The following is a 25,628-nucleotide window of genomic DNA, read 5'->3' on the forward strand; positions in this document are numbered from 1 at the left end:
GATGCAACAGGAGAAAATCATGAGAAAGACAATCAAGCTCGCACTTGCCTTCATCGCCCTGGCCGGAGCCGTCGGCGGCGCCGCCTATGCCGAGAATGTCGGCAGCGCAAATATGCGTCAGCGCACCATGATGCGGCTCGACAAGGCGATGAAGGACAATGACGGCACCATCACCTTCGATCAGTTCTCCAATGTCATGGACGCGCGGCTCAAGAAGCTTGTCGCCGACAATGGCGGCAAACTGACTGTCGCTCAACTCGCCGACGCGCTGGAGAAGGCACGCTTCGAACGCATGGCCAGGCGCATCATCGCCCGTTACGACAGCAAGGGCGACGGCACGCTGACCGCTGATGACATCAGCGGCCGCGAGAGGAAGCTTTTCGCCGTGCTCGACAAGAACAATGACGGCAAGATCGAGAAGGGCGAACTGCCGAAGCGCGGCCGCTTTGGCCATGACCGCCAATGGGATCACGAAGGCAACGACGGCGGCCTGCAGTAGGATTGGTTGATGCGGGCTCCGACATCGTCGGCCGGAGCCCGTCGCTCAGGCCGCGGCCTTGACCGCCGTTGGCGCCTTCTTCACGGGAATGCGCACCGAGACGATCGTGCCGACACTCTCGGTGGAACGGATCTTCAGGGCACCGCCCTGCAACTCGGCCAATGAGCGTGAAATCGCAAGGCCAAGACCGGAGCCGGCATGGTTCTTGGAAAACTGGTTCTGGACCTGCTCGAAGGGGCGCCCCAGCTTGCCGAGCGCTTCCTTCGGGATACCGCAGCCATTGTCCTCGATTGTCAGCACCAGCGCGCCTGACGTGTTGCGGGCCCTGACCGATATGTGGCCGCCCTGGCCGGTGAACTTCACCGCATTGGACAGGAGGTTGATGACGATCTGCTTGATCGCCCGGCGATCGGCGAACAACGTCAGCGCGTCGGCGATACGCGTTTCCACGGTGATCGCCTTCTGCGCCGCCTGCAGCGACACGACACGCACCGTCTCGCTGATCAGCGGACCGAGATCGATCTGCTCCTGGTCCAGCGAGAACTGGCCCGCCTCGATCTTGGACATGTCGAGAATGTCGTTGATGACGCCAAGCAGGTATTTGCCGCTGCTGTTGATGTCGGTGGCGTACTCCTCGTAACGTTCTGAGCCCAGCGGGCCGAACAGCCCCTGTTCCATCAGTTCGGAGAAGCCGATGATGGCATTGAGCGGTGTGCGCAGTTCATGCGACATGTTGGCCAGGAATTCGGATTTGGCCCGGTTCGCCGCTTCGGCGCGCTCGGTTTCCTTCATGTATTTGCGGTTGAGGTCGACCAACTCGCGCGCCCGTTCCTCTTCTGCCCGGCGGGCGAGGCTGAGATCATGGATGGTCGCCATCAGCCGGCGCTCGCTGTCGACCAGCTTTTCCTGGTGCAGCTTGATCTGGGTGATGTCGGACCCGACCGAGACGATGCCGCCGTCCCTGGTCCGGAGTTCGTTGACCTGAAGCCAGCGGCCGTCGGACAGCTGCCGCTCGAACGTGGCGCCGCCCTGCGGACCATTGGTATTGGCAAGCCGGCGTTCCGAAGCAAAGGCCAGCATCCGCTCTTCCAGGGACGCGCGCGTCACACCTGGCATTACGTCGCGATCCGAGAGCCCGTTGTCCTGCTGGTATTTGGAATTGCACATGATCAGGTGCTGAGCCGAATCCCAAAGCACGAAGGATTCATTGATGTTCTCGATCGCGGTCCTGAGGCGAAGATCGGCCGCTTCGGAGCGCAGCGCCAGATGCCGTTGCTCGGTGACGTCGACCGCGATGCCGATCAGCTGGATCTCCGGCGCTTCCGGATCCATGACCTGTGCCCGGGCGCGCATCCACACCCATTGGCCATCGGCATGCCGCATCCGGAACACCTGGTCGATATGATCGATCTCGCGCGCGACGATCTTGTTGGCGAGTTCGAACAGGTCGCCGTCCTCGGGATGGATGATCTCGTCGACCTCGCCGAAGGACAGCATCGTCTCGCAGGGCTCGTAGCCGAGCATGTCGTACATCGAGCGTGACCAGTACATCTTGCCACGCACCATGTCCCAGTCCCAAAGGCCGCAGCGGCCGCGCACCAGCGCCATGTCGATACGCTGATGTGCCTCGAGATAGATGCGGTCGGCTGCCTGCGCGCGCGCCGCCTGTCCGAAATAGGCATAGAGGATGATGATCAGCACGCCGGCCGTCAGCACGAACAGGGTGACGTTGAGCGAGACTGTCTTGCGCCAAGTGTCGAAGACCGCCTCTTGCGGCACAAGCGCCGCGGCGGCTCCCTTCCTGTCCTTGGACAGGCTGACCGCCGCGTACCAGTCCTGACCGCCGATGTTGACCTCTATGACACCGGCGCGATCGCCGAACATGAACAAAGGCTGGCCGCCCTGGACGAGGCCGTCGAGCGAATGGCCTTGCCAGGGCACCGAACGCGGCGTCACCGCGGTGATCCTGAAGGCACTGTCGGTGACGACCAACACGTGGCTGCGGCCCATCGCGCCCTGGCGGCTGGTGGTCTCCAGCAGGTCCTGGGTGGCGCCCGGCAGCGTGTCCGACGTGGTGGCGAGCGAACTGGCGAGCTGCGCGGCGGCCAGCGTCAGGATCGCCTTGGCATCGCGCTCGACATCGTCGCGCTCGTTCATCAGCGAGAGCACACGCAGCGCCGCGATGACGAGCAGGAAGATGACGATGAGGGCCGGTATCGACCGGCGCAGCAGCGGTTCAGCCGCAAGAAGCCGCTTGTAGGCCGGTTCGGCGATGAGCCGCGTATTCCCGGCAAGGCCGTCGCTGCGCGTCTCGCGACGCGCAAAAGCCATCCCACCGGGCGCGCCCCACGCGTCCGCCTTCGCCATAAATGGCACTCCCCGATTTCCAGTATGCCGCATTTCTATGTGCTGGTGACCCGGCAACACCGCACTTCCGAATCGCCATTAAAGAATCAAAGGTGATTCGCCTTGTCCAGTGGTCCGGCGAAAAAAGATTAAAAATCGACTTAAATAATGCTGAATCGACCCAATGCCCTTTTTGAGCGCGACCCTATGGCGAGGGCTATGTGACAGAAGGCGAGTCGGATAAGAGCGGACCGATCCTTGAGCTTTCCTTGACGGGATGTAGTTTATAAACTACAAATCCCTATGATCGATCTAAAGCAGACCGAAACGTTCCGAAAATAGTGGATGCGGCTAAAGGATGAGCGCGCTCGTGGCGCGATCTTTGCCCGGCTTGACCGTCTTGCTTATGGGCATCCGGGAGACGTTGAGCCTGTGGGAGAGGGGATAAGCGAGTTGCGTATCCACCATGGCCCCGGCTACCGCGTCTATTTTCAGAAGCGGGGCAACACGATCATCGTCCTCCTGTGCGGCGGTGACAAAGGCACCCAGAAGAAGGACATCAAGACGGCGAAACGTCTGGCACAAGAATGGAGCGAATGAGATGGCTGAGAAACTGACGACCTTTGATCCGGCTGAAGGCCTGACCTCCGATGAGGCGATTGCGGCATTCATGGCGGAAGCGTTTGCTTCCGAAGATTCTGGCTATATCGCGCATGCGCTGGGTGTCGTTGCGCGCGCTAAGGGCATGGCCCAAATAGCGAGCCAGACGGGACTTTCGCGTGAACAGCTTTATCGCTCGTTCAGTGAGAACGGCAATCCGACACTAAAAACCACGATTGCAGTGATGAAGGCCCTTGGAATCGAGTTGACCGCAAAGGCACAGCCCCATCAGTCGGTTTGATAGGCGCCGGGCACAGGAGAACTCCCCCATAGGCAGCGGAGTCTGCATTCACGCCAACGTGCGCTCGACGATATCGCGCAGATCCGCCGAGAGGTTTTCGGCATTGGCGATCGAAACCAGCGCTTCCCTGGCCTTTGCCTGCCGGCCCGGTTCGAGCGAACGCCAGGACCTGAGCGCCGTCGCCAGCCTTGCCGCCACTTGCGGGTTGCGTTTTTCGACCTCGAGCACCGTCTGCGTGAAGAAACGGTAGCCTTCCCCGTCGGCGCGGTGAAAGCCGGTCTGGTTGGCGCTGGAGAATGTGCCGATCAGCGAGCGCACCCGGTTCGGATTGCCCATCGAGAAGCCCGGATGAGCGGTCAGGGAGCGGACCGTGTCGACAGCCTGCGGCCCCGGCACGCCGGCCTGGATCTGGAACCATTTGTCCATGACCAGCGGGTCGGACGCATATGTCTTTTCGAAAGCCGCCAGCGCTATTTTCGCCTCCGGCGATCCGTGGTGACGATGCGCGAGCACTGCCAATCCGGCCGCGCGGTCGGTCATGTTGGTCGCGGACTGGAAATGCCCGGCCGCCAATGCCGATCCACCGGGCAGCAGCGAGAGATAATCCAGCAGAATGTTGCGCAAGGCGCGTCGTCCCGCGCTCGCCGCGTCGGGGCTGAAAGCGGTCTTGTCGGCAAGGCTGTCATAGAGGCCGGAAAATATCTCGCCGTTAGCCGTGGCGATCGCCAGCGCTAGCGCCTGGCGAGCTGAATGGATGGCGTCCGGATCGATGTTCTTGCCGATGTCACGCGCGATGTCGGCGTCGCCGGGCAGCGCCAGGGCAAGGGCCCGATAGGCTGGCTCCAGCGTCTCGTCGCTGGCGATGTTGCCGGCAAGCTCGGTCAGCTGTGAGGCGAAGTCCGGCTGTTTGCCGCCGAGGGTCTGGCGGAAGGCCGCGATCAGTGCATCGGTGAGCAGGGTGTTGAAGGCCTGCCAGCGCGAGAAGGCGTCGTTGTCATGGCGAGCGAGGAAGAACTGGTCAGCCGCCTTCTGCTCGACCGACAGCGTCACTGGTGCCGAAAAGCCGCGGTTGAGTGACACCGCCGGTCGTTCGGCAACGCCGGAAAAGCGCACCATGTGACGGCGCTTGCGGACATGGATGACACCGTCCTCGACGCTCGCGCCCTCGACGCCGCTATAACAGACAGGTTTGCCGCCGGCGCCGATCAGCCCAAAGGCGAGTGGTATATGCATCAGCCGCTTGCGGCTTTCCGACGGTGTCGGCGGCACCGACTGCTCGATCTCGAGCGTGAATTCCCGCGCGGCAGGATTGTGCGTCGAACTCACGGTCAGGTTGGGCGTGCCCGCCTGGTGATACCAGAGCGCAAATTGTGAAAGATCGCGGCCGGACGCCTCCTCGAACACCTTGATGAAGTCCTCGATGGTCGCGGCTTCACCGTCGTGGCGTTCGAAATAGAGGTCCATTCCCGCGCGAAAGGCCTCGGCCCCGAGAATGGTGCGGATCATGCGCACCACTTCGGACCCCTTTTCGTAGACCGTCGCCGTATAGAAATTGTTGATCTCGCGGTAGCGGCGCGGCCGCACCGGATGCGCCAGCGGTCCCTGGTCCTCGGGAAACTGGTGGGCGCGCAGCGTGCGCACTTCGGCGATGCGCTTGACCGCGCGCGAGCGCTGGTCGGCGGAGAACTCATGATCGCGGAAGACCGTCAGCCCTTCCTTCAGGCAAAGCTGGAACCAGTCGCGGCAAGTGATTCTGTTGCCTGTCCAATTGTGGAAGTACTCATGCGCGATGATCGCCTCGATATTGGCGAAATCGGCGTCCGTCGCCGTCTCCTGGTCGGCCAGGACGTATTTGTCGTTGAAGATGTTGAGGCCCTTGTTCTCCATCGCGCCCATGTTGAAGTCCGACACGGCGACGATGTTGAAGACGTCGAGGTCGTACTCGCGGCCAAACGCCTCCTCGTCCCATTGCATCGACCGCTTCAGCGCGTCCATCGCGTAGCCGGCGAGCGCCTCCTTGCCGGGCTCGACATAGATGCCGAGCTCGACCTTGCGGCCGGACAAGGTCACGAAACTGTCGGCGACCTGGCCGAGATTGCCGGCCACCAGCGCGAACAGGTAGGACGGCTTGGGGAAGGGGTCGTGCCAGCTGGCATAGTGCCGGCCATCGGCGAGATCGCCGCTCTCGACCGGATTGCCGTTGGACAGGAGCAGCGGCGCCTCGTCGCGCCGCGCCTCGATCCGCACCGTGTAGACGGACAGGATATCGGGGCGGTCGAGGAAGTAGGTGATGCGGCGAAAACCCTCCGCCTCGCACTGCGTGCAGTAAACGTTGTTCGAACGGTAAAGGCCCATAAGAGCCTCATTGCCGGCAGGCGCCAGTTCGGTTTCGATCAGCAGCTGGAAACGACGTGCGGCCGGCGGCTTGAGCAGCGTCAGCTGGTCGGGGCTCGCCAGCAGATCCGCCGCTTTCACCGTCTTGCCGTCGATCTCGACGCGCTTCAGCGTCAATCCATCGCCGTCGAGCACCAGCGGAGCCGATTCCGATATGCCCTCGCGGCGCTCGACGGTCAGTATCGCGGTGACGACCGTGGCCTGCGGCGAAAGACGGAAGTCAAGGTTGGTTTCCGGAATGAGGTAGTCGCTGGGGCGGTAGTCCTCGAGTTTGAAGACCTGGCCTGTATCAGTGCGCATTCCCTGGCTTTTCCTGTCTTTTCCGGGGACCGGACATGGTTTGACTGGTCCAAAAAATTCAAAGTCCGCGCTCTTTACACGAAACACACCCTCGACAAAACTGCGGCAGAGCCTAATTCAGGCCTTCCTTTCGTCGTCGCGAGGCAGTCATGACCGCCGTCACACCGAAATTCGGGATGGGCGCTTCCGTTCGGCGCGCCGACGATCTCCCGTTCTGCCATTTCGAGACCCGCAACGTGCCCTCGACGGCGGGCAGAGATGCATTGCCGAAGTGACATCAGGGGCCGGGGCGCAACCAGAGACGACGGGCGGCCACGGCACGCTGAGAGGCATCGTGCTGAAGATCGTCTCCGTGACGGTCTTTGTCGGCATGCAAACCTGCATCAAGGCGGCAGGCGACGTGCCAGCCGGCCAGATCGTCTTCTTCCGTTCCTTCTTCGCCATCTTCCCGATCATCGCCTTCCTGGCATTGAAAGGGCATCTGGCCACCGCTTTCGCCACGAAGCGTCCCTTCAACCACATCGCGCGTGGCGTCGTCGGCGTCGGTGCCATGGGGCTCGGCTTTTTCGCGCTTACCAGGCTGCCGTTGCCTGAGGCGATCACCCTGAACTATGCACAACCGCTGCTGGTCGTGGTGTTCTCCTCGGTCTTCCTTGGCGAGACGATCCGCGTCTATCGCTGGAGCGCCGTCGCGATCGGCCTCATTGGCGTGCTCATCATTTCCTGGCCGGAGCTGACGCTGCTCAATTCGGATGAAGGGCTCGACGACCAGGAGGTGCTGGGCGTCATGGCCGCGCTGATGGCCGCGGCAATCTCGGCTGTCGCCATGCTGCTCGTGCGCAATCTCGTGCAGACGGAGAAGACCGCCACCATCGTGCTGTGGTTCTCGTCGACGGCAAGTGTGCTCTCGCTGCTGACGCTGCCCTTCGGCTGGCAATCGCTGACGCCAACGCAAGCCGCGCTGCTCATCATGGCAGGCTGTTGTGGCGGCCTCGGCCAGATCTTGATGACCGCGGCCTATCGCCATGCCGAAGCCTCGGTCGTGGCGCCTTTCGAATACACCTCCATGATCCTTGGGATCGTGGTTGGCTATCTCGTTTTCGGTGACGTGACCTCGTCCGGCACGCTGGTCGGTGGTGCGATCGTGGTGGCCGCCGGCATCTTCATCATCTGGCGCGAACGGCAACTGGGTCTGGAACGCACCCGCACCCGCAAGGCGGCCCTGCCGCAGGGGTGATCAGGACCGTTCCGACCGTTCCTTTGCCAGGCGTACCAGCGCCGCCCGTGTCTGCTCATCGGCCGGGAAAAAGGATTCGATCGCCAGTTCCGACAAGGTCACATCCAGCGGTGTGCCGAAGACCGTGATGGTGCTGATGAACGACAGCACCTGATCGCCATGGGCAAGCCTCAGCGGATGGACGATCGCATTCGGCTCGACCGGCGCCGGCCGGCTGCCCTTGACGCCTGAAGGATAGCCGCGCAGTTCGCGCTCCAGTTCGACCAGCACCGGATCGCCGGTGGCATCGTTCTGGCGCTTGAGACGCTCGATCAGGTGCGTGCGCCATTCCTGCAGGTTGACGATGCGTGGCGCGATGCCGCCGGGGTGCAGGCTGAGGCGAAGCACGTTGACCGGTGGTGTCAGCAGCGAAGCCTCGCCGACATCGGCAAGGAAAGGGGCGATCGCGGCATTCGCCGAAACCAGGTTCCAGTGCCGGTCCACCGCCAGCGCCGGAAATGGCTCATGCCCCTTGAGTACGGTCTCGACCGCCGCCATCGCCGGCGCCAGCGTCGTATCGGTGAGCGGCCGTTCGCCGAAGCTGGGCGCAAAGCCCGCGGCCAGCAGCAACTGGTTGCGTTGCCGCAGCGGGATCGCCAGTTGCTCGGCCAGATGCAGCACCATGTCGCGCGAGGGTGCGGCGCGTCCGCTTTCGACGAAGGAGAGATGCCGCTGCGAAATTTCGGCCTCCACGGCGAGGTCGAGCTGGCTCATGCGGCGGCGCGTGCGCCATTCGCGGATGAGACTGCCGGCGGAGGTCTGCGAGCTTGTCATGGCCGCATGACTAGGCGGACGCTGAAGGCATTTCAATTACCTGCGAGGTCATCGCTAGCCGAGCGCCCGCAGCTTCGCCTTCACCTCGAGAAAGTCCCGCCACGCCAGCTTCTTGTGCGCGGGCGTCCGCAAGAGATAGGCCGGATGCAATGTCGGCATGGCCGGAATGGCAATGCCGGACGCCGTGGTGTGGACGCGCCAGTTGCCGCGCAGCCGCAGGATACCTTCCGAGGTGTTGAGCAAGGTCTTGGCCGATGGACCGCCGAGATTGATCAGCACCTTGGGATTGATCAGCTCGATCTGACGCTCGATGAACGGCCGGCAGATTTCCGTCTCGTGCGGCGTCGGCGTGCGGTTGCCGGGTGGCCGCCAGGGAATGACATTGGCGATGTAGGCCGAGTTGCGGTCAAGGCCGATCGCGGCCAGCATGCGGTCGAGCAGGCGGCCCGAGCGGCCGACGAAGGGCAGGCCTTCAATGTCCTCGTCACGGCCGGGGGCTTCACCGACCAGCATGACAGCGGCTTGCGGGTTGCCGTCGGCGAATACGAGGTTCTTGGCGGTCGCCTTGAGATTGCAGCCCTCGAAAGCGGCCATGTGCTGGCGCAGTTCGTCCAGGGACACTGCCGCGGTCGCCAGTTGGCGAGCCAGCGCCGCCTGCGCCTCGTCCGGCACGGCCGAGGTCGGCGGGCGCGGGGCCGGAGCATCCGGCACGGCGCGCCCATCGAGGCGCGGCGGAGCCACGGGCGGCTCCGGTGCGCTGCTTTCGCGTGGCGTCGTGGTCGGCATGCGCTCCGCCGGCTTCGGCGCGGCCTCCGAGAACCGGTTTACCGGCGCATCCTCCAGAGCCTCGTCCACACCCACGCTGGCATAGAAGGCGAGCAGATCGGCGAAATCGACCGGATTGTTGGGAGAGGCGGCAGTCATGGCCGCACCATCGTCCGGGCGGCGTCAATTTGCAACCTCGGCGAAGGCGGTTCGCGACGGTCTAGCCGGTGGGAATGCGCGGATCCTGCACGAGATAGAAGGTCCATCGCGGCGTGTAGTCGGTCATCAGGAACTCGAAGCTGGCGGTCTTCAACGGGTCCACCTTGCCGTTTTTGAACAGCAGCCGGTCATAGGGTTCGAAGTCGCGGTCGAAATCGGCGAAATTGCTCGACCAGATATTGTCCGGCGTCTTGTTGCGCTGGTCGAACGAAAGCCCGTCCCCGAACACGCTTGGCTGATCCAGTATTTCCTGCAGCTCGAACTGGAACTCGATCCAGGCCTGGCCGCTGTTGTTGAGCACCTCAAGGCGCATATACATGATGCCGTTGGCAAACTCTCCAGCCTTGCCGAATGTCTGGATCGGCTTTGTAGTGCGGATGGTCAGCGTCACGGGTGTCGCCGAATTCAGCTCTTCGGTGATGACAAGCGGGTCGTCCTTGGTTCCGATGCCGGAAGCCCCGGTGATGCGGAAACCGCCAAGCTCGTCGGAGAATGAGTACGCGCCTGTAGCCCAGACCTTCACTTCATCTGCGACGGCATGGCCCGGCGCCAACGCCAGAAGGGCCAAAATAACCGCCCGGCAGGCCCGGCAGGGCGTTGATGGAAAGCGCGTCGAAGAGAAGCCGCCTGGCCCGGGAATGCGCATGGCGGGAAGTATGGCCGATAAGCAAGCCGTCGAACAATAGAAAACGCAAGCTTGAGGGGCCGCGCCGCGCGGAAACGGCTTGGCTGCCGCGGAATGCGCGACTTTTTGGCCAAATCCGCATTGTCACGTATGCGCCGGTTTCCTGTCGCCAATTGATGCGCTATGCAGCGCAGGAGCCAGCAAGATACGCCAACGGCGGCAAGCGAGTGCGGAGGGGTTGATGAGCGATATCGAACGCGAAAGCATGGAATTCGACGTGGTCATCGTCGGTGCCGGACCGGCCGGCCTTGCCGCGGCCATCCGCCTCAAGCAGGTCAATCCCGAGCTTTCCGTCGTCGTGCTGGAAAAAGGCGGCGAGGTCGGCGCCCATATCCTGTCGGGCGCCGTCGTCGATCCGATCGGCATCGACCGACTTCTGCCCGGCTGGCGCGAGGAGGATGGTCATCCCTTCAAGACGCCGGTCACGGCGGACCATTTCCTGGTGCTCGGCCCCGCCGGTTCGTTCCGCCTGCCCAACATCCTGATGCCGCCGCTGATGAACAACCACGGCAACTACATCGTCTCGCTGGGCAACGTCTGCCGCTGGCTGGCTGGCAAGGCCGAGGCGCTTGGCGTCGAGATCTATCCAGGCTTTGCCGCCGCCGGCCTGCTCTACAATGAAGAAGGCGCCGTCACTGGCGTCGTTACCGGCGACATGGGCGTCGAGAAGGACGGCACGCACGGTCCGGGCTTCGCGCCGGGCATGGCGCTGATGGGCAAATATGTGCTGATCGGCGAGGGCGCGCGCGGTTCGCTCGCCAAGCAGCTGATTGCCAAATACAACCTCTCCGATGGCCGCGAGCCGGGCAAATACGGCATCGGCCTCAAGGAACTCTGGCAGGTCAAGCCGGAGAACCATCGGCCGGGTCTGGTGCAGCATTCCTTCGGCTGGCCGCTCGACATGAAGACCGGCGGCGGTTCGTTCCTGTATCATCTGGAGGACAACCAGGTGGCTGTCGGCTTCGTCCTCCACCTCAACTACAAGAACCCCTATCTGTCGCCCTTCGAGGAATTCCAGCGCTTCAAGACCCATCCGGCGATCGCAGGCACGTTCGAGGGCGCCAAGCGCCTGGGCTACGGCGCGCGCGCCATAACCGAGGGCGGCTGGCAGTCGGTGCCGAAATTGTCGTTCCCGGGCGGTGCGCTGATGGGATGCGCGGCCGGCTTCGTCAACGTGCCGCGCATCAAGGGCTCCCACAATGCGGTGCTGTCTGGGATGCTGGCGGCCGATCATGTCGCCAAGGCGATCGGCGCCGGCCGTGCCAATGACGAGCTTTCCGCCTACGAGGAAGCCTGGCGGGCGACCGACATCGGCAAGGACCTGAAGAAGGTGCGCAACGTCAAGCCGCTCTGGTCGCGTTTCGGCACCATCATCGGCGTCGGCCTCGGCGGCCTCGACATGTGGCTGAACACGCTGTTCGGCGTCTCGCCCTTCGGCACGCTGAAGCATGGCAAGGCCGACTATGCGACGCTCGAGCCTGCCGCCCAGCACAAGAAGATCGCCTATCCGAAGCCGGATGGCGTACTCACCTTCGACCGCCTGTCCTCGGTGTTTCTATCCAACACCAATCACGAGGAAAACGAGCCGGTGCACCTCATCGTCGGCGACATGGCGCTGCAGCAGCGGTCGGAGCACGATGTCTTCGCCGGACCTTCCACGCGCTATTGCCCGGCGGGCGTCTATGAGTGGGTGGACAAGGACGGCAACGCCGCCGCCGATCCGCAGGCCAAGGACGTCCGCTTCGTCATCAACGCGCAGAACTGCGTCCACTGCAAGACCTGCGACATCAAGGACCCGAACCAGAACATCAACTGGGTGCCGCCGCAAGGCGGTGAAGGACCCGTCTACCAGGGCATGTGACCCCTGCGCCGCTAGGCCGCCCAGGGCGCGGCGGCAAAAAATGCAGCGGAGTGCTGGCTGCGAGGGCATGCAGCACAGCGGAACCGTTGAAACGATCACCGGCTTGTGGTTCCCTTCTCCAGGGACAAGGAGAAGGCCGATGCGCCGGACAGTTCTGACATGCCTCATCGTCATCGGAACACTGTGTGCGCCGGAGGCCTGGGCTGGCACCAGGGCAATCGTCCAGACGCGGACCTACGACATCAAGGGAAGCTCGGGTACGGCCTTCATCGAGGCGATGGACAGCAAGGGTCCCAAGCATGGCTTCATGACGCATGCCATCGCCACAACTGCCTATACCGTCGACTGGGATCTCGGCGGGGGGCAGGACAACGGCTTCTGCCGGCTGCGGCGGGTCAACGGCACGCTCAATCTGTTCTACACCTTCCCTCGCGTTGGTTCGCCCATGACGCCGGCGCTGAAAAGGCGGTGGAACAGATTTTTCGCCGGTGTTCGCGCCCATGAGGAAACGCATGGGCGCATCGCCAAGAAGATGATGCGCGCTACGGAACGGTCGATAGCCGGCCTGCGGGTTGCCAACGACCCATCATGCGACAAGACGCGCCGCGAGGCTCGGCTTCGCATCAAGACCGTCTATGCGGAATATGAGGCCAGGCAAAACGCTTTCGACCGGCGCGAGCATAGCGATGGCGGCCATGTCGAACATCTGATCGCTGCCTTGATCGGGAAACCTTGAACGCGCAATCCATTCGCCATCTCGACGCTTCTGCGCTGCGCGGCGCGTGTAAGTCAGCCCTGCGGCTTGGCTGACAAGCCGCTCGCCGCGAGCGCCGTGGCGTGCCCATCCCCGGGCTGCTTCTGATCCGATCGAACCGTAAATTCGACCAGCACCGGCAGATGGTCGGAGCCGGTATCCTCCAGCCGCGTCGATGACAGGATCTTCAGCCCGCCCTTGCTGAACACCTGGTCGATCGGCAGGCCCGCATAGCGGCGCAGGAAGTCGGGCAGTGTCCGGTGGATCCAGGTCGGGCCGGCTGAAGGCATCAGTGTCAGCCCGCCGAGCGCCGCGACCCGCCGCACCGCCGCACTCCAGGGCACGGCGTTGCAGTCGCCGGCCAGGATCGCGGTCTCGCCGAGCGCGGCCAGTGGCTGCGCCAGTTCGCCGATCTGCCAGTATTGCTCCTTCGGCCAGGGCCAGCTCAAATGGATCGCGGCGACATCGACATCGCTCCCGCCAAAGTCGATGGTGGCGGTCGCCATCGCGCCGCGCGGCTCGCAACGCGGCGCGGTGTCGGCGGCAAACGGCCGGCGCGACAGCAGCGCCACGCCGAACATGCCGTTCGGGTAGGGGCAGAGGATACGGTAGGGGTAGGCGCTGGCGATGTAGCCAAGCTCGGTCGTCCACATCGCCGACACTTCGTCGAGGGTGATCACATCAGGATTGGTGCGGCCGATCAGTGAGAGCACTTTCTTCGGCGTCGGGTTGTTGAAGCGCAGGTTCATCTGCAGCAGGCTGTAGACGATCTGGTCGGCGGGCTTGGCAACTGCTGGCTGCGGCCACAACCTGGGCAGTGCGTTTGCCGTCGTGGCCAGGCAGGCGATGGCGAAGAGCAGTGCCGCGGCCGCCTGCAGCCGGTAGGAACTCGCAAGCAGCGGCAGCGCCAGAAGCGCCATCAGCACACTGAAGTGAATGCGGAAATGCGAGAAGGAATCGAAAGCGGGGTGCAGCGCGCCGAAAAACCCGGCCAACAAAGCGGCCGACAATACCGTTATCGCCAGGAATACCAGCCCAGCCGTCATGTTCAAGCGCGCGCCTGTTGTCATTGAGGTCGTGTCTGCCGAATGCCGCCTGCCGATCCGTTCGATTTTGCTTGTCCGCCAAATTACGGCCTGAGCAAGACGACCAATTGCCTCGCCGAGGCTTCGCGCGACCGCCTACTGGAACGCTGTCTCCGAAAAGCTCCTGAGCTTGCGCGAATGCAGCCGCTCCATCGGCATCTCGGCCAGCTTCTCCATCGCCCTGATGCCGATGGTCAGGTGCTGCGCCACCTGGCGTTTGTAGAACTCGGTCGCCATCCCAGGCAGTTTCAACTCGCCATGCAGCGGCTTGTCGGAAACGCACAGCAGCGTGCCATAGGGCACCCGGAAGCGGAAACCATTGGCGGCGATCGTGGCCGATTCCATATCGAGCGCGATCGCGCGCGACTGTGACAGGCGCTGCACCGGTCCGCGCTGGTCGCGCAGTTCCCAGTTGCGGTTGTCGATGGTGGCGACGGTGCCGGTGCGCATGATGCGCTTCAGGTCATAGCCAGACAGGCCGGTGACCTCGGCGACTGCTTCCTGCAGCGCAACCTGGATCTCGGCCAATGGCGGGATCGGCACCCAGACCGGCAGATCGTCGTCCAGCACGTGATCCTCGCGCACATAGGCATGCGCCAGCACATAATCACCCAGTGCCTGAGTGTTGCGCAGCCCGGCGCAGTGACCAAGCATCACCCAGGCATGTGGCCGAAGCACCGCGATATGGTCGGTGATGGTCTTGGCGTTGGAAGGACCCACGCCGATATTGACCATGGTGATGCCGCCATGGTTGGGCTTCTTCAGATGGTAGGCCGGCATCTGCGGCAGGCGCTGTGGTGCTACGCCTTCGCTGGGCGCACTCTGCCCGGCCCGGGTGATGACGTTGCCGGGTTCGACAAATTCTGTGTAGCCGTCGCCCCCCTTTTCCATCAGGTCGCGGGCGCGGGCGACGAACTCGTCGATGTAGAACTGATAGTTGGTGAACAGCACGAAGTTCTGGAAATGCTGCGGGCTGGTTGCGGTGTAGTGCGTCATGCGGTGCAGTGAATAGTCGATGCGCTGCGCCGTGAACGGCGCCAGCGGCCGGGGCTCGCCGAAGGCGACCTCGAACGTGCCGTTGGCGATCTGATCGTCGGTACCGTCGAGATCCGGCACGTCGAACAGGTCGCGGATCGGCCGCTTGATGCGCTCGGCAGCGGCGCCGTCCACATAGGTGCCTTCCAGGAAAGCGAAATGCAGGGGAATCGGCGTGGTCGATTCCGAGACGGTCACCGACACGCCGTGATTGCGCATGATCAGCCGAAGCTGCTCGATGAGGTAGGTCTCGAACAGGTCCGGCTGGGTCACCGTGGTGGCGAAATGGCCGGGCGTCGGCATGTGGCCATAGGCCTGGCGCGAGTCGACCTGGGTGAACGAACTCGTGGTGACGCCGATCTCGGGGTAGAAGGCCCGGCAGCGCTTGCTGCTGTCGCCGCCGGCGGCAAGGGCTGCGAAGGAATCGCGAAGGAACTTGGTGTTGCGGTTGTAAAGCACCTTCAGCGCGGCAACGGCCTTTTCGGCATTGTCGAAGCTTTGCCGGCCAAAAGGCTCGGGCATGACGACTGATTCGATGGCTTGGGGGTAGATTCGCTTTTCCATGACTCAATATAGAGACTTGGGGAGGCGGTTGGGAGGGGGCTCGCCGCTGAAGGCGCTCAAAGCGCCATTTTTCTTCAACCCCGCTGCAGGCTGACCAGCAGCACGAACCCGACGCCGGACTTTCTGAGCGCCGGCGCCTCGATCGTCGAGCCGGCATCGGCGCGCATCATCGGCACCGCCAGGACCGGAGCGGCCAGGAGCACCAGGATAAGCGCCGCCCTCGGCAGGAGCCGGAGGGTCTTGGCGAGGTTGGCGGCGATGCGGTTCATGATGTCTGTGCTTTTCTTTTCGAGGTCTGGTTCTCTGTTTCAGTGGCGAAGGTTGGTCGGGCAGGCGAGGTGGCACATTCTGGCGGCTTCCTCCCAGGAGCGGGGGGACCGGGCCGCTTCGGCGACGAGGATGGCGAAGAACATCCCAAACAGGCTCATCAGCAGGCAGACGATGGTGAAGCGGCGAGCAAGCATTGGGTCCGTGTCTCCTTCAACACGCAGGAGAATGCCCTGACGCCTCTGAACCGGCTCTGATGCCGGCGTTCATCTGCGGTTCAAATTGATTGACGGGACATTGGCTGGGTCGCCGCCGGCCCGAACGGCCATCGAGGGTCACGGTCAGCGCGTCGATAAAACGAAAACGGGGCCCGCCGGGCCCCGTTTTGAGATCGCAAGGAGATGGACGATCAGAGCTTGTGCCAAGTCTGGCTCTTGCAGATCAGTCCGCCTAGCACGCAACCGCTCATCTTGAGCGAGGTGCCAGCCAATGTCGCCTTGCCGGAATAGGTCTTGTCGTTTGCCGGATCGGTGATGTTGCCGGTATATTTGTTGTCGCCGGCCGCCTTGAGCGATCCGATGGTCTTGCCGGCATATTTACCGGACTTGAGCGTAATGGAAAATGAATCGCCGCCTGAAATGGCCGCGGTGTCGCCTGCCTGCGTTTTCCAGTTGCCCTCGATCGGATCGGCCCATGCCGCGCCGCTCAGCATCAAAGTGGCCGCCAGGGCCAGGCTCACTTTTCGAAACATGTCTTCCTCCGTTTGGATAGCCGGCCGGATGCTCCGCCTCGCCGGTCTGCCGCTTACGCAAACGTAAGCTAGTCCAGCTTCCGTCAAAACAAAAGCGATGCCGCAACGGAAGACTTTGGCGTTTTGAAAGCGGCTGAATTCGCTCTGTCGGGACGGAAACGGAAACGATCGCCGCGTCGTGTTTGTTTCCCGTGGTTAGCGGAGTGTTGATCGGGGTCCCGAAAATTTTCGTCAAATTTGGCGAAAACCAGCCGAATTGCTGGTTTCGTATCCTTAACGAATTTCCGTGTTTACCTCTTGTTTTAGCTTTGTTTTCCTCAAATTAAGCACGCCATTTAACGACGGATTCAAGCCTGCGCGGCATTCTCGAAAGCATCGAAAGAGCGCCCCGGACAAGACAAACGGAGGCAGCTCTCGGGAGCCAGACAGGGGACTAAAATGGCACGTTTTGAAATGCTTGAAGCAGGCTTCGGCGCCATGGGGGCAACTGCCCAGGCCGACATTCTTTTCGAACTGGGCATGATGTATGCGACCGGTCGCGATTGCGAGACCGATGTCGTTGCCGCCCACAAATGGTTCAACATCGCCGCCATCAAGGGTTCGGCCCGCGCCGCGGAACTGCGCTCGGAACTCTCGGCGGCCATGTCGAAGGTCGAGATCGCCAAGGCGCTGCGCGAAGCCCGCGAATGGATGACGATGCACTGAGTCCCGCCAGACGGGGACGCTCCGGCCAAGACCGCTAAAAGACGGTCGGGCCAACAGGGACAAGGCTGCGCAGACAGCCAGGCCACGGGCCAATAACAAAAAGAATGCGGCAGGCCGACAGGTCCAAGCCGCGCGACGGACCATGATCCCGAAAGTGGAATCGGGGCTTCGGCAAGATCATGGCCAACAGGAAGACAGGGAAGGTGGGTTGGGTTCACAGCGCGGGGGGCGCCGGGGAAACAGCCTGACAGGCAAAAAGCCACGACCAGCCGGAACAAGGCTGGCGTGGCTTTTTGCGTGGATGAGACCGCGCAGGCCCAATCGAGCGGCGCCAATGCGCCTAGACAGGCCCGGTGAAGGATGAAATTGTCCCGCCTCTCTGGAAGAAGCGCGGCCGGGGCGGCCGCGCGTTAGTGGAGGAGTTCTATTGTCATGAAAAAAATGAGTATTTTGAGCGCGGCCATTTTCGGCCTGATGATGAGCGCGCCTGTCGCATTCGCCGACGACATCACCGTATCGGTGGTCGGCCCGATGACCGGACAACTCGCGACCATCGGCGATCAGTTCAAGCAGGGCGCACAGGCCGCGGCCGATGCCATCAACGCCGCGGGCGGCGTCAACGGCTCGATGATCAAGCTCGACATCGAGGACGACCAGTGCGACCCCAAGCAGGCCGTTTCGGTCGCCAACCGCATCATCGCCAACGGCGTCAAGTTCATCGACGGTCATGCCTGCTCGGGTTCGAGCATTCCGGCCTCGGCCGTCTATGCCGAAGCCGGTGCGCTGATGATGAGCCCGGCCTCTTCGAACCCGGTGCTGACCGACGCCGCGGCCAAGTCCGGCTGGCCGACGATCATGCGTCTTTATACGCGTGACGACGCACAGGGCGCCTTCATCGGCCCATGGATCGCCAAGAAGTATGCCGGCAAGAATGTGGTCATCCTGCACGACAAGAGCGCCTACGGTCAGGGCGTGGCTGACGCCGTCAGGGCAACCATGAATACCGGTGGCCTCAAGGAAGTCTACTATGACGCCATCAACCCCGGCGAGAAGGACTATTCGGCGCTTGTCACCAAGCTGAAGGATCTCAAGGCCGATGTCGTCTATTTCGGTGGCTACCATCCTGAGGCTGGCCTGATCCTGCGTCAGTCGGCCGAACAGAACCTGAAGTTCCAGCTGATCATGCCGGACTCGATCGCCTCGCCGGAGTTCTGGCAGGTTGCCGGCCCGGCCGGCGAGGGCACCATGTTCGTGTTCCCGTCGGATCCGCAGGCAAAGCCGGAAGCCAAGGCGGCCGTCGAGAAGATCAAGGCCGGCGGCTTCGTGCCGGAAGGCTTCACGCTGTTCTCCTACGCCGTGGTCCAGGCTTTCGCCGAAGGCATCAAGCGTGCCGGCAGCGACGATCCGGCCAAGGTTGCCGAAGCGTTGAAGAACGGCACGCCGATCAGCACCGTTGTCGGCGACGTCACCTTCGACGAGAAGGGCGACCTCAAAAATGCCAGCTATGACATCAACCAGTGGCATGACGGCAAGTACGCGCCGATCGCGCAGTAATCGCTCCGACGATCGGCTAGAGCAATTCTAGGAAAAGTGTGTAGCGGTTTTCCGTCCAGAATTGCGTAAAAACAAGAAGTTAGAGCGGGTCAGAGATTCTATCAAACTCTGAACCGCTCTAGTCCAAGGAAATGGCCGGGTTCTTCCCGGCCATTTCTGTTTGCGGTCCGCGATGCGCTCCGGCTATCGGCCGGTGGCGGCGGTCGACGCGTTCTGGTCCTCGATGAACCCCACCAGCACCGCCCCGTCGGTGACCTGTGACCCTTCCCCGGCGATCTCGGCGATCACCCCGTCATGCGGGGCGGCGATGGTGTGCTCCATCTTCATCGCTTCGAGGATCAGCAGAATTTGTCCCTTGATCACGGCGTCGCCTTTCGCCACGCGCACAAGCTTGACGAGACCCGGCATCGGCGCGCGCAGGCTGCCGGAGGCGGCAGCGGCTTCATCGCTCCTGGCCAGGGGATCCGGCACGGTGAAAGTATAGGCGACAGCGCCTTCGAACACGGTGATGTGGCCAGGCCAGCGGGCGAGGCGGGGAACGGCCCGAAGGTCATGCGAATTGGTGCTGTCATACGGCGCATCGAGCGCCACCTGAAAGCGTCCGTCCGGCCGCATTGAAACCTTGGCCAGGATGGCCTCGTCGCCGAACTTCAGCCGCATGCGCCGCGCAACCCCGTGGAAATGCGCATAGCCGGCAAGCGACGACCAGGGGTCGTCCGACGACGGCAATGCTCCGGCACCCGAGGCCGCCAGCGCGGCAGCCGAGATGACTTCGCCGGTCGGCGGCGCGACCGCCGTCAGCATCTCCTGGTGTCTGCCGATCAGGCCGGTATCGACGTCGCCCGCCGCAAAATCCGGATCGGCGGCAAGAGCGGCAAGAAAAGCGGCGTTGACGGTGGAGCCGGCAATCTCGATTTGCGCGAGCGCGGTGCGGAGCGCCTCCAGCGCCGCCTGCCTGTCCCCGGAATGGACGACCAGCTTCGCGATCATGGGGTCGTAATAGGGCGAGATGGCATCGCCAGCCCGCACGCCGGTCTCGATGCGCATCGCGGCACCCTCGGGGGCAACGCCCGGAAATTTCAGGTGGTGCAGCGTGCCCGTCGCCGGCAGAAACCCCTTGGCCGCGTCCTCTGCATAGATGCGCGCCTCGAAGGCATGGCCGCAAAGCGCGATCTCGCTTTGTGTCTTCGGTAGTTTTTCGCCGCTGGCGACGCGTAACTGCCACTCGACGAGATCGGTGCCGGTGACCATCTCGGTGACCGGATGCTCGACCTGCAGGCGGGTGTTCATTTCCATGAACCAGAAGCGGTCGGCCTTGAGGCCTTGCGAGGCGTCGACGATGAACTCGATGGTGCCGGCGCCGGAATAGTTGATCGCCTTGGCGGCCTTCACCGCCGCCTCCGTCATCGCCTTGCGCAAGGCCGGCGTCATGCCGGGGGCGGGGGTCTCCTCGATCACCTTCTGGTGGCGGCGTTGCGCCGAGCAGTCGCGTTCGTAGAGATGCACGGCATTGCCGAAATTGTCGCCGAACACCTGCACTTCGATATGCCGTGGCTTGTCGACGTATTTTTCGACCAGCACGCGGTCGTCGCCGAAGGCGGCCTTGGCTTCGCGCCGGGCGCTGGACAGCGCCTCGGAAAAATCATCGGGATGCTCGACGCGCCGCATGCCCTTGCCGCCGCCGCCGGCACGCGCCTTGATCAGCACGGGATAGCCGATCTCGCGGGCTTTCGAGGCAAGCAGCACGATCTCCTGCGCCTCGCCATGATAGCCCGGCACGACCGGAACGCCGGCTTTCTCCATCAGCCGCTTGGCGGCGTCCTTGAGCCCCATGGCGCGGATCGAAGCGGCCGATGGGCCAATGAAGGTGAGCCCTGCGGCTGTGACCTGATCGACGAAGTCAGGGTTTTCCGAGAGGAAGCCATAGCCCGGATGGATCGCTTCGGCACCCGTCGCAAGTGCTGCCGCGACGATCCTGTCGCCGCGCAGATAGCTCTCGCCGACAGGCGAGGGGCCGATATGGACCGCCTCGTCGGCCATTTCGACATGCAGGGATCTCGCGTCGGCATCCGAATAGACGGCGACGGTGTGCACGCCGAGCTTGCGGGCGGTGCGGATGACGCGGCAAGCGATCTCGCCCCGATTGGCGATCAGGATCTTGCTAAACATGGAGCCTCCAGCGGCGAATTTGCTTCGAGCGACGCAGGCCTTGCTTCGCGCTCGCCTCAGTCCTGCCGGACATATCCCCCACGAGAGGCACGCTGTCCCGCCGACCTATGCTGGCAGACGTTCCCTCGACCTCTCCCTTACCAAGGGAGTGCTCCAGCTGGCGTTCGGCCCTGCCTACTTCGACGCCGAGATGGCGCAGCCGCCGCTCGCGGTCTTGAGCTTCCACCGTGTCAAGCCGGCCTGGCAGTTGCGCAGCGCCATTTCTTCCGCGGCCTTCTGGGACGGCGCGTTGAGCTTCGTCCCGCAGATGATGTAGAGGTCGACAACGCGCGAATAAAAGGTCGTGGCGTAGGCCGAATGACCGCCCGCCGCGATATAGGCTTTGTACGCCACGTTGCATTCGCTTTTCGGATCCGAGCCCATGGTCGGTGGAAAATGCACGTCTCCCTTGCTTCCCGCCAGTGAACCCGCCGTCGCGGCGGCGACTGTCGTTACGACAAGCAGTCCGGTCAGCACCGGGAAACGAACGTGGTCTTTCCTGCCTGCAAGCGATTTGGCCCTGCTCATGCCAGTCGCCGAGAACATTAGTAATCCTGCAAGTATCGACGCTGCCGACTTGCGACAATATTTCCGAACCATTTTCACCCCAGCCCAATTGCCCAACCCAGTGTGAGCAATAGCGAACATTCGGTGCCGCCGCCAGTTCGCCGGTAGAAATTTTCATTTGGCTATGATGATGAATCGATTGGTCCATACAGTTCAACTTTCCCCCAGAGCAGCAATGGCTCTTCGGTATAGTTCTGAAGTCGGCTCATCGAAGCAGCAGAAAGTAACGGTTTCCGGCGATGTGTTCCGTGCAAGGAAGCTGCCGACCGTTCGGACCGCGATCGCAGTCGCTTCAGCCTTCGGATACCGGTAGACACCAGTCGAGATTGCTGGAACGGCAATTGTCTGGCAGTCATTGGCAAAAGCGATTTCGAGCGAGCGCTGGTAGCAGGAGGCGAGCAGTTCTGCCTCACCCTTGCCGCCACCCTGCCAAACCGGCCCGACCGTATGGATGATATGGCGGGCCGGCAGCCGATAACCCTTGGTCAGCTTTGCATCGCCCGTCTTGCAGCCATTGAGCATGCGACATTCGAATTCGAGTTCCGGCCCGGCGGCGCGGTGAATGGCTCCGTCGACCCCGCCGCCACCGAGCAGCGAGGAGTTGGCGGCGTTGACGATGGCATCGACCGCCAGCTTGGTGATGTCGCCGGTGTGAACGCTGATCCGGTCGCCCGTGGCGCTCATCATCACATCCTGAACACACCGAAGCGTGTCTCCTCGATCTCGGCGTTGAGCGCGGCCGACAGGCTGAGCGCCAGCACCTCGCGTGTCCGGGCCGGATCGATGATGCCGTCATCCCAGAGCCTTGCCGAGGAATAGAGCGGGTGGCCTTCATGCTCGTACTTCATCAGGATCGGCTTCTTGAATTTCGCCTCCTCCTCGGCGGTCCATTCCCCGCCCTTGCGCTCGATGCCTTCGCGCTTGACCATGGCTAGCACCGTCGCCGCCTGCTCGCCGCCCATCACCGAGATGCGGGCGTTGGGCCACATCCACAGGAAGCGAGGTGAGTAGGCGCGGCCGCACATGCCGTAATTGCCGGCCCCGAACGAACCGCCGACGATGACGGTCACCTTGGGCACCCTGGCGGTCGCAACCGCCATCACCAGCTTGGCGCCGTCCTTGGCGATGCCGCCCGCCTCGTATTTCCTGCCGACCATGAAGCCGGTGATGTTCTGCAGGAAAACCAGCGGGATCTTGCGCTGGCAGCACAATTCGATGAAGTGCGCGCCCTTCAGCGCGCTCTCGGAAAACAGCACGCCATTGTTGGCGATGATGCCGACCGGCATGCCGTGGAGATGGGCAAAGCCGGTGATCAGCGTCGTGCCGTAGTTCTGCTTGAACTCATCGAATTCGGAGCCGTCGACGACGCGCGCGATCACCTCGCGCACGTCATAGGGCTGGCGCAGATCGGTCGGGACGATGCCGTAAAGCTCATCCGCCGGATGAAGCGGCGGAATCGCTTTGTGTAACTTCAGGCTTACAGCTTTGTTCCGATTCAGGTTCTTGATGATGCGCCGGCAAATGGCGAGCGCGTGTTCGTCGTCCAGTGCATAGTGATCGGCGACACCGGAAAGTCTGGTGTGCACATCAGCGCCGCCCAGATCCTCGGCGCTGACATCCTCGCCGGTGGCCGCCTTCACCAGCGGCGGTCCGCCGAGGAAGATGGTCGCCTGATTGCGCACCATGATCGTCTCGTCCGACATCGCCGGCACATAGGCGCCGCCGGCGGTGCAGGAGCCCATGACGCAGGCGATCTGCGGGATGCCGGCCGCCGACATGTTGGCCTGGTTGTAGAAGATGCGGCCGAAATGCTCGCGGTCGGGAAAGACCTCGTCCTGGTTGGGCAGATTGGCGCCGCCGCTGTCGACCAGATAGACGCAAGGCAGGTTGTTTTGCAGTGCGATCTCCTGCGCCCGCAGATGCTTCTTCACCGTCAGCGGATAATAGGTGCCGCCCTTCACGGTGGCGTCGTTGACGACGACCATCACCTCGGTGCCCTCGACACGGCCGATGCCGGCGATCAGGCCGGCCGACGAAATCTCCTCGCCATACATCGACCAGGCCGCGAACTGGCCGATCTCGAGGAAAGGCGAACCGGCGTCCAGCAATTGCGCCAGGCGTTCGCGCGGCAACAGCTTGCCACGGCCGACATGGCGCTCGCGTGCCTCGTCCGAGCCGCCCCGCTCGACGGCCGTGGCCTTTTCGGCGATGTCGGCAACCAGAGCCCGCATGCGCTCGGCATTGGCACGGAAGGTCTCGGAGGAAGGAGAAATCTGGGTTTGCAGCGCGGCCATGCTACGCTCCCTCCGCCATGATTTCGCGGCCGATCAGCCAGCGGCGGATTTCGCTGGTGCCGGCCCCGATCTCGTAGAGCTTGGCGTCGCGCAGCAGCCGGCCGGTCGGATAGTCGTTGATATAGCCGTTGCCGCCAAGCAGCTGGATGGCGTCGAGCGCCATCTGCGTCGCTTTCTCGGCGGCAAACAGCACGCAGCCGGCGGCATCCTTACGGCTGGTCTGGCCGCGGTCGCAGGCGGCGGCGACGGCGTAGACGTAGGCGCGCGCTGCGTTCATCGCCGTATACATGTCGGCAAGCTTGCCTTGCACGAGCTGGAATTCCCCGATCGGCTGGCCGAACTGCTTGCGCTCGTGAACATAGGGGATCGCCACGTCGAGGCACGCCGCCATCAGGCCGATCGGCCCGCCGGCAAGCACGGTGCGCTCATAGTCGAGGCCAGACATCAGCACCTCGACGCCGCGTCCTTCCTCGTGCAGCACATTGTCGAACGGTACCTCGACATCCGAAAAGACCAGTTCGCCGGTGTTGGAGCCTCGCATGCCGAGCTTGTCGAGCTTCTGCGCCACCGAAAACCCCGGCATCGCCTTTTCGACGATGAAGGCAGTGATGCCGCGCGATTGCCGTTCCGGGTCGGTCTTGGCGTAGACGACCAGCGTTTCGGCGTCCGGACCGTTGGTGATCCACATCTTGGTGCCGTTGAGCACATAACGGTCATTGCGCTTGTCTGCGCGCAGCTTGAGCGACACCACGTCGGAGCCGGCGCCGGGCTCCGACATGGCGAGCGCCCCGACATGCTCGCCCGAACACAGCGGCGGCAGGTATTTTTCCTTCTGTGCCGGTGTTGCCCAACGGTTGATCTGGTTGACGCAGAGATTGGAGTGGGCGCCATAGGAGAGGCCGACCGATGCCGAGGCGCGCGAAATCTCCTCGACCGCGATCACGTGGGCGAGATAGCCCATGCCGCTGCCGCCGAAATCGGGATCGGCGGTTATGCCGAGCAGGCCGAGCGCGCCGAGTTCGTGCCACAGATGCGCGGGGAATTCGTTCTCCCGGTCGATGTCGGCTGCGAGCGGAGCGATCCTGTCCTGCGCGAAGCGCCGGACCAGGTCGCGCAGCGCCTCGATGTCCTCGTCATGCCCGAAGCTGAGCGTGTTCGTGTACATGCCGTTCCTCCTGCCGCATGACCCCATCGATCTTCGCGCCGACCAGGCGCATTGTCATCGAAAGATATGTTGCCGTGACTTCAGCGATCGACAATCGCTCGCCCGGCCGGAACCAGACAATGACGCCGGTCATCATCTGGATCAGCGCCATGGCCGTCAGGCCGGTGTCCTCGACGCTGAAAATACCCGCCTCGGCGCCATCGCGCAGGATCGAACGTAGTTCCTTTTCGTAGGCCGTGCGCATGCGCAGGATCTGCGTCAGCCTGTCGGGCGACAGGCTGCGCAATTCCATGTTCGACACATGCGTGGCGTGGCGGCGTTCGATATGAAAGGCGATGTGGTTGCGCACATAGGCGGCAAGCTGCCGCGCCGGATCCGCGCCGGCCGGCCTGGAGTGCTCCCAGGCTTCGCGAAGTCCTTGCATATGCTCGCGCATCAGTGTGAACAGCAGCTCTTCCTTGGTCGGGAAATAGCGATAGAGCGCGGCTGCCTGGACGCCGACCTCGGCGGCCAACTGGCGCATCGACATCGCTTGATAGCCGTAGCGCGCTATCAGATTGACCGCCGCTTCGCGGATTGCCGCCTCGGTTCGCCCGCCGTCTGATCCTGTGGTGCGTGCCATCATCGCCTCGCTGACGGCGGTAGTAATAAAACGAACG

Annotated in this window: 25 protein-coding genes; 9 read left to right on the forward strand and 16 right to left on the reverse strand. The window is 63.1% G+C overall.

The window, feature by feature from the left end:
* Positions 1-19: 19 nt before the first annotated feature.
* Positions 20-499, forward strand: a complete 480-nt coding sequence (locus tag EN804_RS12325; protein WP_135883383.1) for a hypothetical protein — start codon at positions 20-22, stop codon at positions 497-499.
* Between the two features lie 45 nt (positions 500-544).
* Here EN804_RS12325 and EN804_RS12330 read toward each other — a convergent pair whose 3' ends face one another.
* Positions 545-2,866: a PAS domain-containing sensor histidine kinase gene (locus EN804_RS12330; protein ID WP_127871353.1), complete on the reverse strand. Its 2,322-nt coding sequence runs from the start codon at positions 2,864-2,866 to the stop codon at positions 545-547.
* A 324-nt stretch (positions 2,867-3,190) separates the two neighbouring features.
* On the opposite strand from EN804_RS12330, the gene EN804_RS12335 reads away from it, so the two are divergent.
* Positions 3,191-3,445 carry a type II toxin-antitoxin system RelE/ParE family toxin gene (locus tag EN804_RS12335; protein WP_145972020.1) on the forward strand — a complete coding sequence of 85 codons (255 nt, stop codon included), beginning with the start codon at positions 3,191-3,193 and terminating at the stop codon, positions 3,443-3,445.
* Position 3,446: 1 nt separating this feature from the next.
* The gene (locus tag EN804_RS12340) at positions 3,447-3,746 is read left to right on the forward strand and encodes an addiction module antidote protein (RefSeq protein ID WP_135915302.1); all 300 of its coding nucleotides are present in this window, start codon (positions 3,447-3,449) and stop codon (positions 3,744-3,746) included.
* A gap of 48 nt (positions 3,747-3,794) precedes the next feature.
* On the opposite strand, the gene pepN is transcribed toward EN804_RS12340, so the two are convergent.
* Positions 3,795-6,440 (reverse strand): aminopeptidase N, encoded by a 2,646-nt coding sequence (gene pepN, locus EN804_RS12345; protein WP_135863709.1) that lies wholly within the window; start codon positions 6,438-6,440, stop codon positions 3,795-3,797.
* A 149-nt stretch (positions 6,441-6,589) separates the two neighbouring features.
* Here pepN and EN804_RS38685 point away from each other — a divergent pair, with 149 nt between their 5' ends.
* Both EN804_RS38685 and EN804_RS12350 read left to right on the forward strand, forming a co-directional pair.
* Positions 6,590-6,715 (forward strand): hypothetical protein, encoded by a 126-nt coding sequence (locus tag EN804_RS38685; protein ID WP_272483014.1) that lies wholly within the window; start codon positions 6,590-6,592, stop codon positions 6,713-6,715.
* Positions 6,712-7,677: a DMT family transporter gene (locus tag EN804_RS12350; RefSeq protein WP_135863711.1), complete on the forward strand. Its 966-nt coding sequence runs from the start codon at positions 6,712-6,714 to the stop codon at positions 7,675-7,677. Before EN804_RS38685 ends, EN804_RS12350 begins: the two co-directional genes overlap by 4 nt.
* Here EN804_RS12350 and EN804_RS12355 read toward each other — a convergent pair whose 3' ends face one another.
* The 3 genes from EN804_RS12355 to EN804_RS12365 form a co-directional block, all read right to left on the reverse strand.
* The gene (locus EN804_RS12355) at positions 7,678-8,490 is read right to left on the reverse strand and encodes a helix-turn-helix transcriptional regulator (RefSeq protein ID WP_127871357.1); all 813 of its coding nucleotides are present in this window, start codon (positions 8,488-8,490) and stop codon (positions 7,678-7,680) included.
* Between the two features lie 54 nt (positions 8,491-8,544).
* Positions 8,545-9,414 carry a uracil-DNA glycosylase gene (locus EN804_RS12360; RefSeq protein WP_135919563.1) on the reverse strand — a complete coding sequence of 290 codons (870 nt, stop codon included), beginning with the start codon at positions 9,412-9,414 and terminating at the stop codon, positions 8,545-8,547.
* A 61-nt stretch (positions 9,415-9,475) separates the two neighbouring features.
* A complete protein-coding gene (locus EN804_RS12365) occupies positions 9,476-10,120 on the reverse strand; it encodes a hypothetical protein (RefSeq protein WP_135919565.1) in 645 nt (214 codons plus the stop codon).
* A gap of 220 nt (positions 10,121-10,340) precedes the next feature.
* Between EN804_RS12365 and EN804_RS12370 the strand changes: the two genes are divergently transcribed.
* Both EN804_RS12370 and EN804_RS12375 read left to right on the forward strand, forming a co-directional pair.
* Complete coding sequence (locus EN804_RS12370; protein WP_135919567.1) at positions 10,341-12,020, forward strand: electron transfer flavoprotein-ubiquinone oxidoreductase; 1,680 nt, start codon at positions 10,341-10,343, stop codon at positions 12,018-12,020.
* A 139-nt stretch (positions 12,021-12,159) separates the two neighbouring features.
* On the forward strand, positions 12,160-12,756 hold the full coding sequence (locus EN804_RS12375; protein WP_135919569.1) for a DUF922 domain-containing protein: 597 nt from the start codon (positions 12,160-12,162) through the stop codon (positions 12,754-12,756).
* Positions 12,757-12,809: 53 nt separating this feature from the next.
* Here EN804_RS12375 and EN804_RS12380 read toward each other — a convergent pair whose 3' ends face one another.
* The 5 genes from EN804_RS12380 to EN804_RS12395 form a co-directional block, all read right to left on the reverse strand.
* Complete coding sequence (locus tag EN804_RS12380) at positions 12,810-13,820, reverse strand: endonuclease/exonuclease/phosphatase family protein (RefSeq protein ID WP_189524516.1); 1,011 nt, start codon at positions 13,818-13,820, stop codon at positions 12,810-12,812.
* A gap of 135 nt (positions 13,821-13,955) precedes the next feature.
* Positions 13,956-15,416, reverse strand: a complete 1,461-nt coding sequence (locus EN804_RS12385; RefSeq protein WP_246693423.1) for an AMP nucleosidase — start codon at positions 15,414-15,416, stop codon at positions 13,956-13,958.
* A gap of 116 nt (positions 15,417-15,532) precedes the next feature.
* Positions 15,533-15,727: a hypothetical protein gene (locus EN804_RS12390; protein WP_127871363.1), complete on the reverse strand. Its 195-nt coding sequence runs from the start codon at positions 15,725-15,727 to the stop codon at positions 15,533-15,535.
* Positions 15,728-15,766: 39 nt separating this feature from the next.
* Positions 15,767-15,922 carry a hypothetical protein gene (locus tag EN804_RS37220; RefSeq protein ID WP_167531191.1) on the reverse strand — a complete coding sequence of 52 codons (156 nt, stop codon included), beginning with the start codon at positions 15,920-15,922 and terminating at the stop codon, positions 15,767-15,769.
* Positions 15,923-16,134: 212 nt separating this feature from the next.
* Positions 16,135-16,476, reverse strand: coding sequence for a DUF2147 domain-containing protein (locus EN804_RS12395; protein ID WP_127871364.1), 342 nt, complete (start codon positions 16,474-16,476; stop codon positions 16,135-16,137).
* Between the two features lie 438 nt (positions 16,477-16,914).
* Here EN804_RS12395 and EN804_RS12400 point away from each other — a divergent pair, with 438 nt between their 5' ends.
* Together EN804_RS12400 and EN804_RS12405 are read left to right on the forward strand one after the other, a co-directional pair.
* Positions 16,915-17,181, forward strand: a complete 267-nt coding sequence (locus EN804_RS12400; protein ID WP_010915070.1) for a sel1 repeat family protein — start codon at positions 16,915-16,917, stop codon at positions 17,179-17,181.
* A gap of 432 nt (positions 17,182-17,613) precedes the next feature.
* On the forward strand, positions 17,614-18,735 hold the full coding sequence (locus EN804_RS12405; RefSeq protein ID WP_127281159.1) for a branched-chain amino acid ABC transporter substrate-binding protein: 1,122 nt from the start codon (positions 17,614-17,616) through the stop codon (positions 18,733-18,735).
* A 183-nt stretch (positions 18,736-18,918) separates the two neighbouring features.
* Here the strand turns inward: EN804_RS12405 and EN804_RS12410 are convergent, their stop codons facing one another.
* The 6 genes from EN804_RS12410 to EN804_RS12435 form a co-directional block, all read right to left on the reverse strand.
* Positions 18,919-20,904 (reverse strand): acetyl/propionyl/methylcrotonyl-CoA carboxylase subunit alpha, encoded by a 1,986-nt coding sequence (locus EN804_RS12410; protein WP_127280394.1) that lies wholly within the window; start codon positions 20,902-20,904, stop codon positions 18,919-18,921.
* Positions 20,905-21,078: 174 nt separating this feature from the next.
* Positions 21,079-21,543 (reverse strand): hypothetical protein, encoded by a 465-nt coding sequence (locus tag EN804_RS12415; protein WP_127871367.1) that lies wholly within the window; start codon positions 21,541-21,543, stop codon positions 21,079-21,081.
* 120 nt (positions 21,544-21,663) lie between these two features.
* Positions 21,664-22,194, reverse strand: a complete 531-nt coding sequence (locus tag EN804_RS12420; protein WP_135919576.1) for an O-acetyl-ADP-ribose deacetylase — start codon at positions 22,192-22,194, stop codon at positions 21,664-21,666.
* Positions 22,195-22,196: 2 nt separating this feature from the next.
* A complete protein-coding gene (locus tag EN804_RS12425; RefSeq protein WP_135919578.1) occupies positions 22,197-23,804 on the reverse strand; it encodes a carboxyl transferase domain-containing protein in 1,608 nt (535 codons plus the stop codon).
* A 1-nt stretch (position 23,805) separates the two neighbouring features.
* On the reverse strand, positions 23,806-24,969 hold the full coding sequence (locus EN804_RS12430) for an isovaleryl-CoA dehydrogenase (RefSeq protein ID WP_135883368.1): 1,164 nt from the start codon (positions 24,967-24,969) through the stop codon (positions 23,806-23,808).
* Positions 24,938-25,591 (reverse strand): TetR/AcrR family transcriptional regulator, encoded by a 654-nt coding sequence (locus EN804_RS12435; protein ID WP_135919580.1) that lies wholly within the window; start codon positions 25,589-25,591, stop codon positions 24,938-24,940. The genes EN804_RS12430 and EN804_RS12435 overlap by 32 nt, the downstream gene beginning before the upstream one ends.
* Positions 25,592-25,628: the final 37 nt, after the last annotated feature.

Source organism: Mesorhizobium sp. M8A.F.Ca.ET.161.01.1.1, assembly GCF_004792105.1.
In the GTDB taxonomy this organism is placed as follows: domain Bacteria; phylum Pseudomonadota; class Alphaproteobacteria; order Rhizobiales; family Rhizobiaceae; genus Mesorhizobium.

Excerpts from the sequence above, each read along its gene's own strand:
- EN804_RS12325 (WP_135883383.1), top strand. The coding sequence starts at position 20 with ATGAGAAAGACAATCAAGCTCGCACTTGCCTTCATCGCCCTGGCCGGA.
- EN804_RS12330 (WP_127871353.1), bottom strand. The coding sequence starts at position 2,866 with ATGGCGAAGGCGGACGCGTGGGGCGCGCCCGGTGGGATGGCTTTTGCG.
- EN804_RS12335 (WP_145972020.1), top strand. The coding sequence starts at position 3,191 with ATGCGGCTAAAGGATGAGCGCGCTCGTGGCGCGATCTTTGCCCGGCTT.
- EN804_RS12340 (WP_135915302.1), top strand. The coding sequence starts at position 3,447 with ATGGCTGAGAAACTGACGACCTTTGATCCGGCTGAAGGCCTGACCTCC.
- pepN (WP_135863709.1), bottom strand. The coding sequence starts at position 6,440 with ATGCGCACTGATACAGGCCAGGTCTTCAAACTCGAGGACTACCGCCCC.
- EN804_RS38685 (WP_272483014.1), top strand. The coding sequence starts at position 6,590 with ATGACCGCCGTCACACCGAAATTCGGGATGGGCGCTTCCGTTCGGCGC.
- EN804_RS12355 (WP_127871357.1), bottom strand. The coding sequence starts at position 8,490 with ATGACAAGCTCGCAGACCTCCGCCGGCAGTCTCATCCGCGAATGGCGC.
- EN804_RS12360 (WP_135919563.1), bottom strand. The coding sequence starts at position 9,414 with ATGACTGCCGCCTCTCCCAACAATCCGGTCGATTTCGCCGATCTGCTC.
- EN804_RS12365 (WP_135919565.1), bottom strand. The coding sequence starts at position 10,120 with ATGCGCATTCCCGGGCCAGGCGGCTTCTCTTCGACGCGCTTTCCATCA.
- EN804_RS12370 (WP_135919567.1), top strand. The coding sequence starts at position 10,341 with ATGAGCGATATCGAACGCGAAAGCATGGAATTCGACGTGGTCATCGTC.
- EN804_RS12375 (WP_135919569.1), top strand. The coding sequence starts at position 12,160 with ATGCGCCGGACAGTTCTGACATGCCTCATCGTCATCGGAACACTGTGT.
- EN804_RS12380 (WP_189524516.1), bottom strand. The coding sequence starts at position 13,820 with ATGACGGCTGGGCTGGTATTCCTGGCGATAACGGTATTGTCGGCCGCT.
- EN804_RS12385 (WP_246693423.1), bottom strand. The coding sequence starts at position 15,416 with ATGCCCGAGCCTTTTGGCCGGCAAAGCTTCGACAATGCCGAAAAGGCC.
- EN804_RS12390 (WP_127871363.1), bottom strand. The coding sequence starts at position 15,727 with ATGAACCGCATCGCCGCCAACCTCGCCAAGACCCTCCGGCTCCTGCCG.
- EN804_RS37220 (WP_167531191.1), bottom strand. The coding sequence starts at position 15,922 with ATGCTTGCTCGCCGCTTCACCATCGTCTGCCTGCTGATGAGCCTGTTT.
- EN804_RS12395 (WP_127871364.1), bottom strand. The coding sequence starts at position 16,476 with ATGTTTCGAAAAGTGAGCCTGGCCCTGGCGGCCACTTTGATGCTGAGC.
- EN804_RS12400 (WP_010915070.1), top strand. The coding sequence starts at position 16,915 with ATGGCACGTTTTGAAATGCTTGAAGCAGGCTTCGGCGCCATGGGGGCA.
- EN804_RS12405 (WP_127281159.1), top strand. The coding sequence starts at position 17,614 with ATGAAAAAAATGAGTATTTTGAGCGCGGCCATTTTCGGCCTGATGATG.
- EN804_RS12410 (WP_127280394.1), bottom strand. The coding sequence starts at position 20,904 with ATGTTTAGCAAGATCCTGATCGCCAATCGGGGCGAGATCGCTTGCCGC.
- EN804_RS12415 (WP_127871367.1), bottom strand. The coding sequence starts at position 21,543 with ATGGTTCGGAAATATTGTCGCAAGTCGGCAGCGTCGATACTTGCAGGA.
- EN804_RS12420 (WP_135919576.1), bottom strand. The coding sequence starts at position 22,194 with ATGAGCGCCACGGGCGACCGGATCAGCGTTCACACCGGCGACATCACC.
- EN804_RS12425 (WP_135919578.1), bottom strand. The coding sequence starts at position 23,804 with ATGGCCGCGCTGCAAACCCAGATTTCTCCTTCCTCCGAGACCTTCCGT.
- EN804_RS12430 (WP_135883368.1), bottom strand. The coding sequence starts at position 24,969 with ATGTACACGAACACGCTCAGCTTCGGGCATGACGAGGACATCGAGGCG.
- EN804_RS12435 (WP_135919580.1), bottom strand. The coding sequence starts at position 25,591 with ATGGCACGCACCACAGGATCAGACGGCGGGCGAACCGAGGCGGCAATC.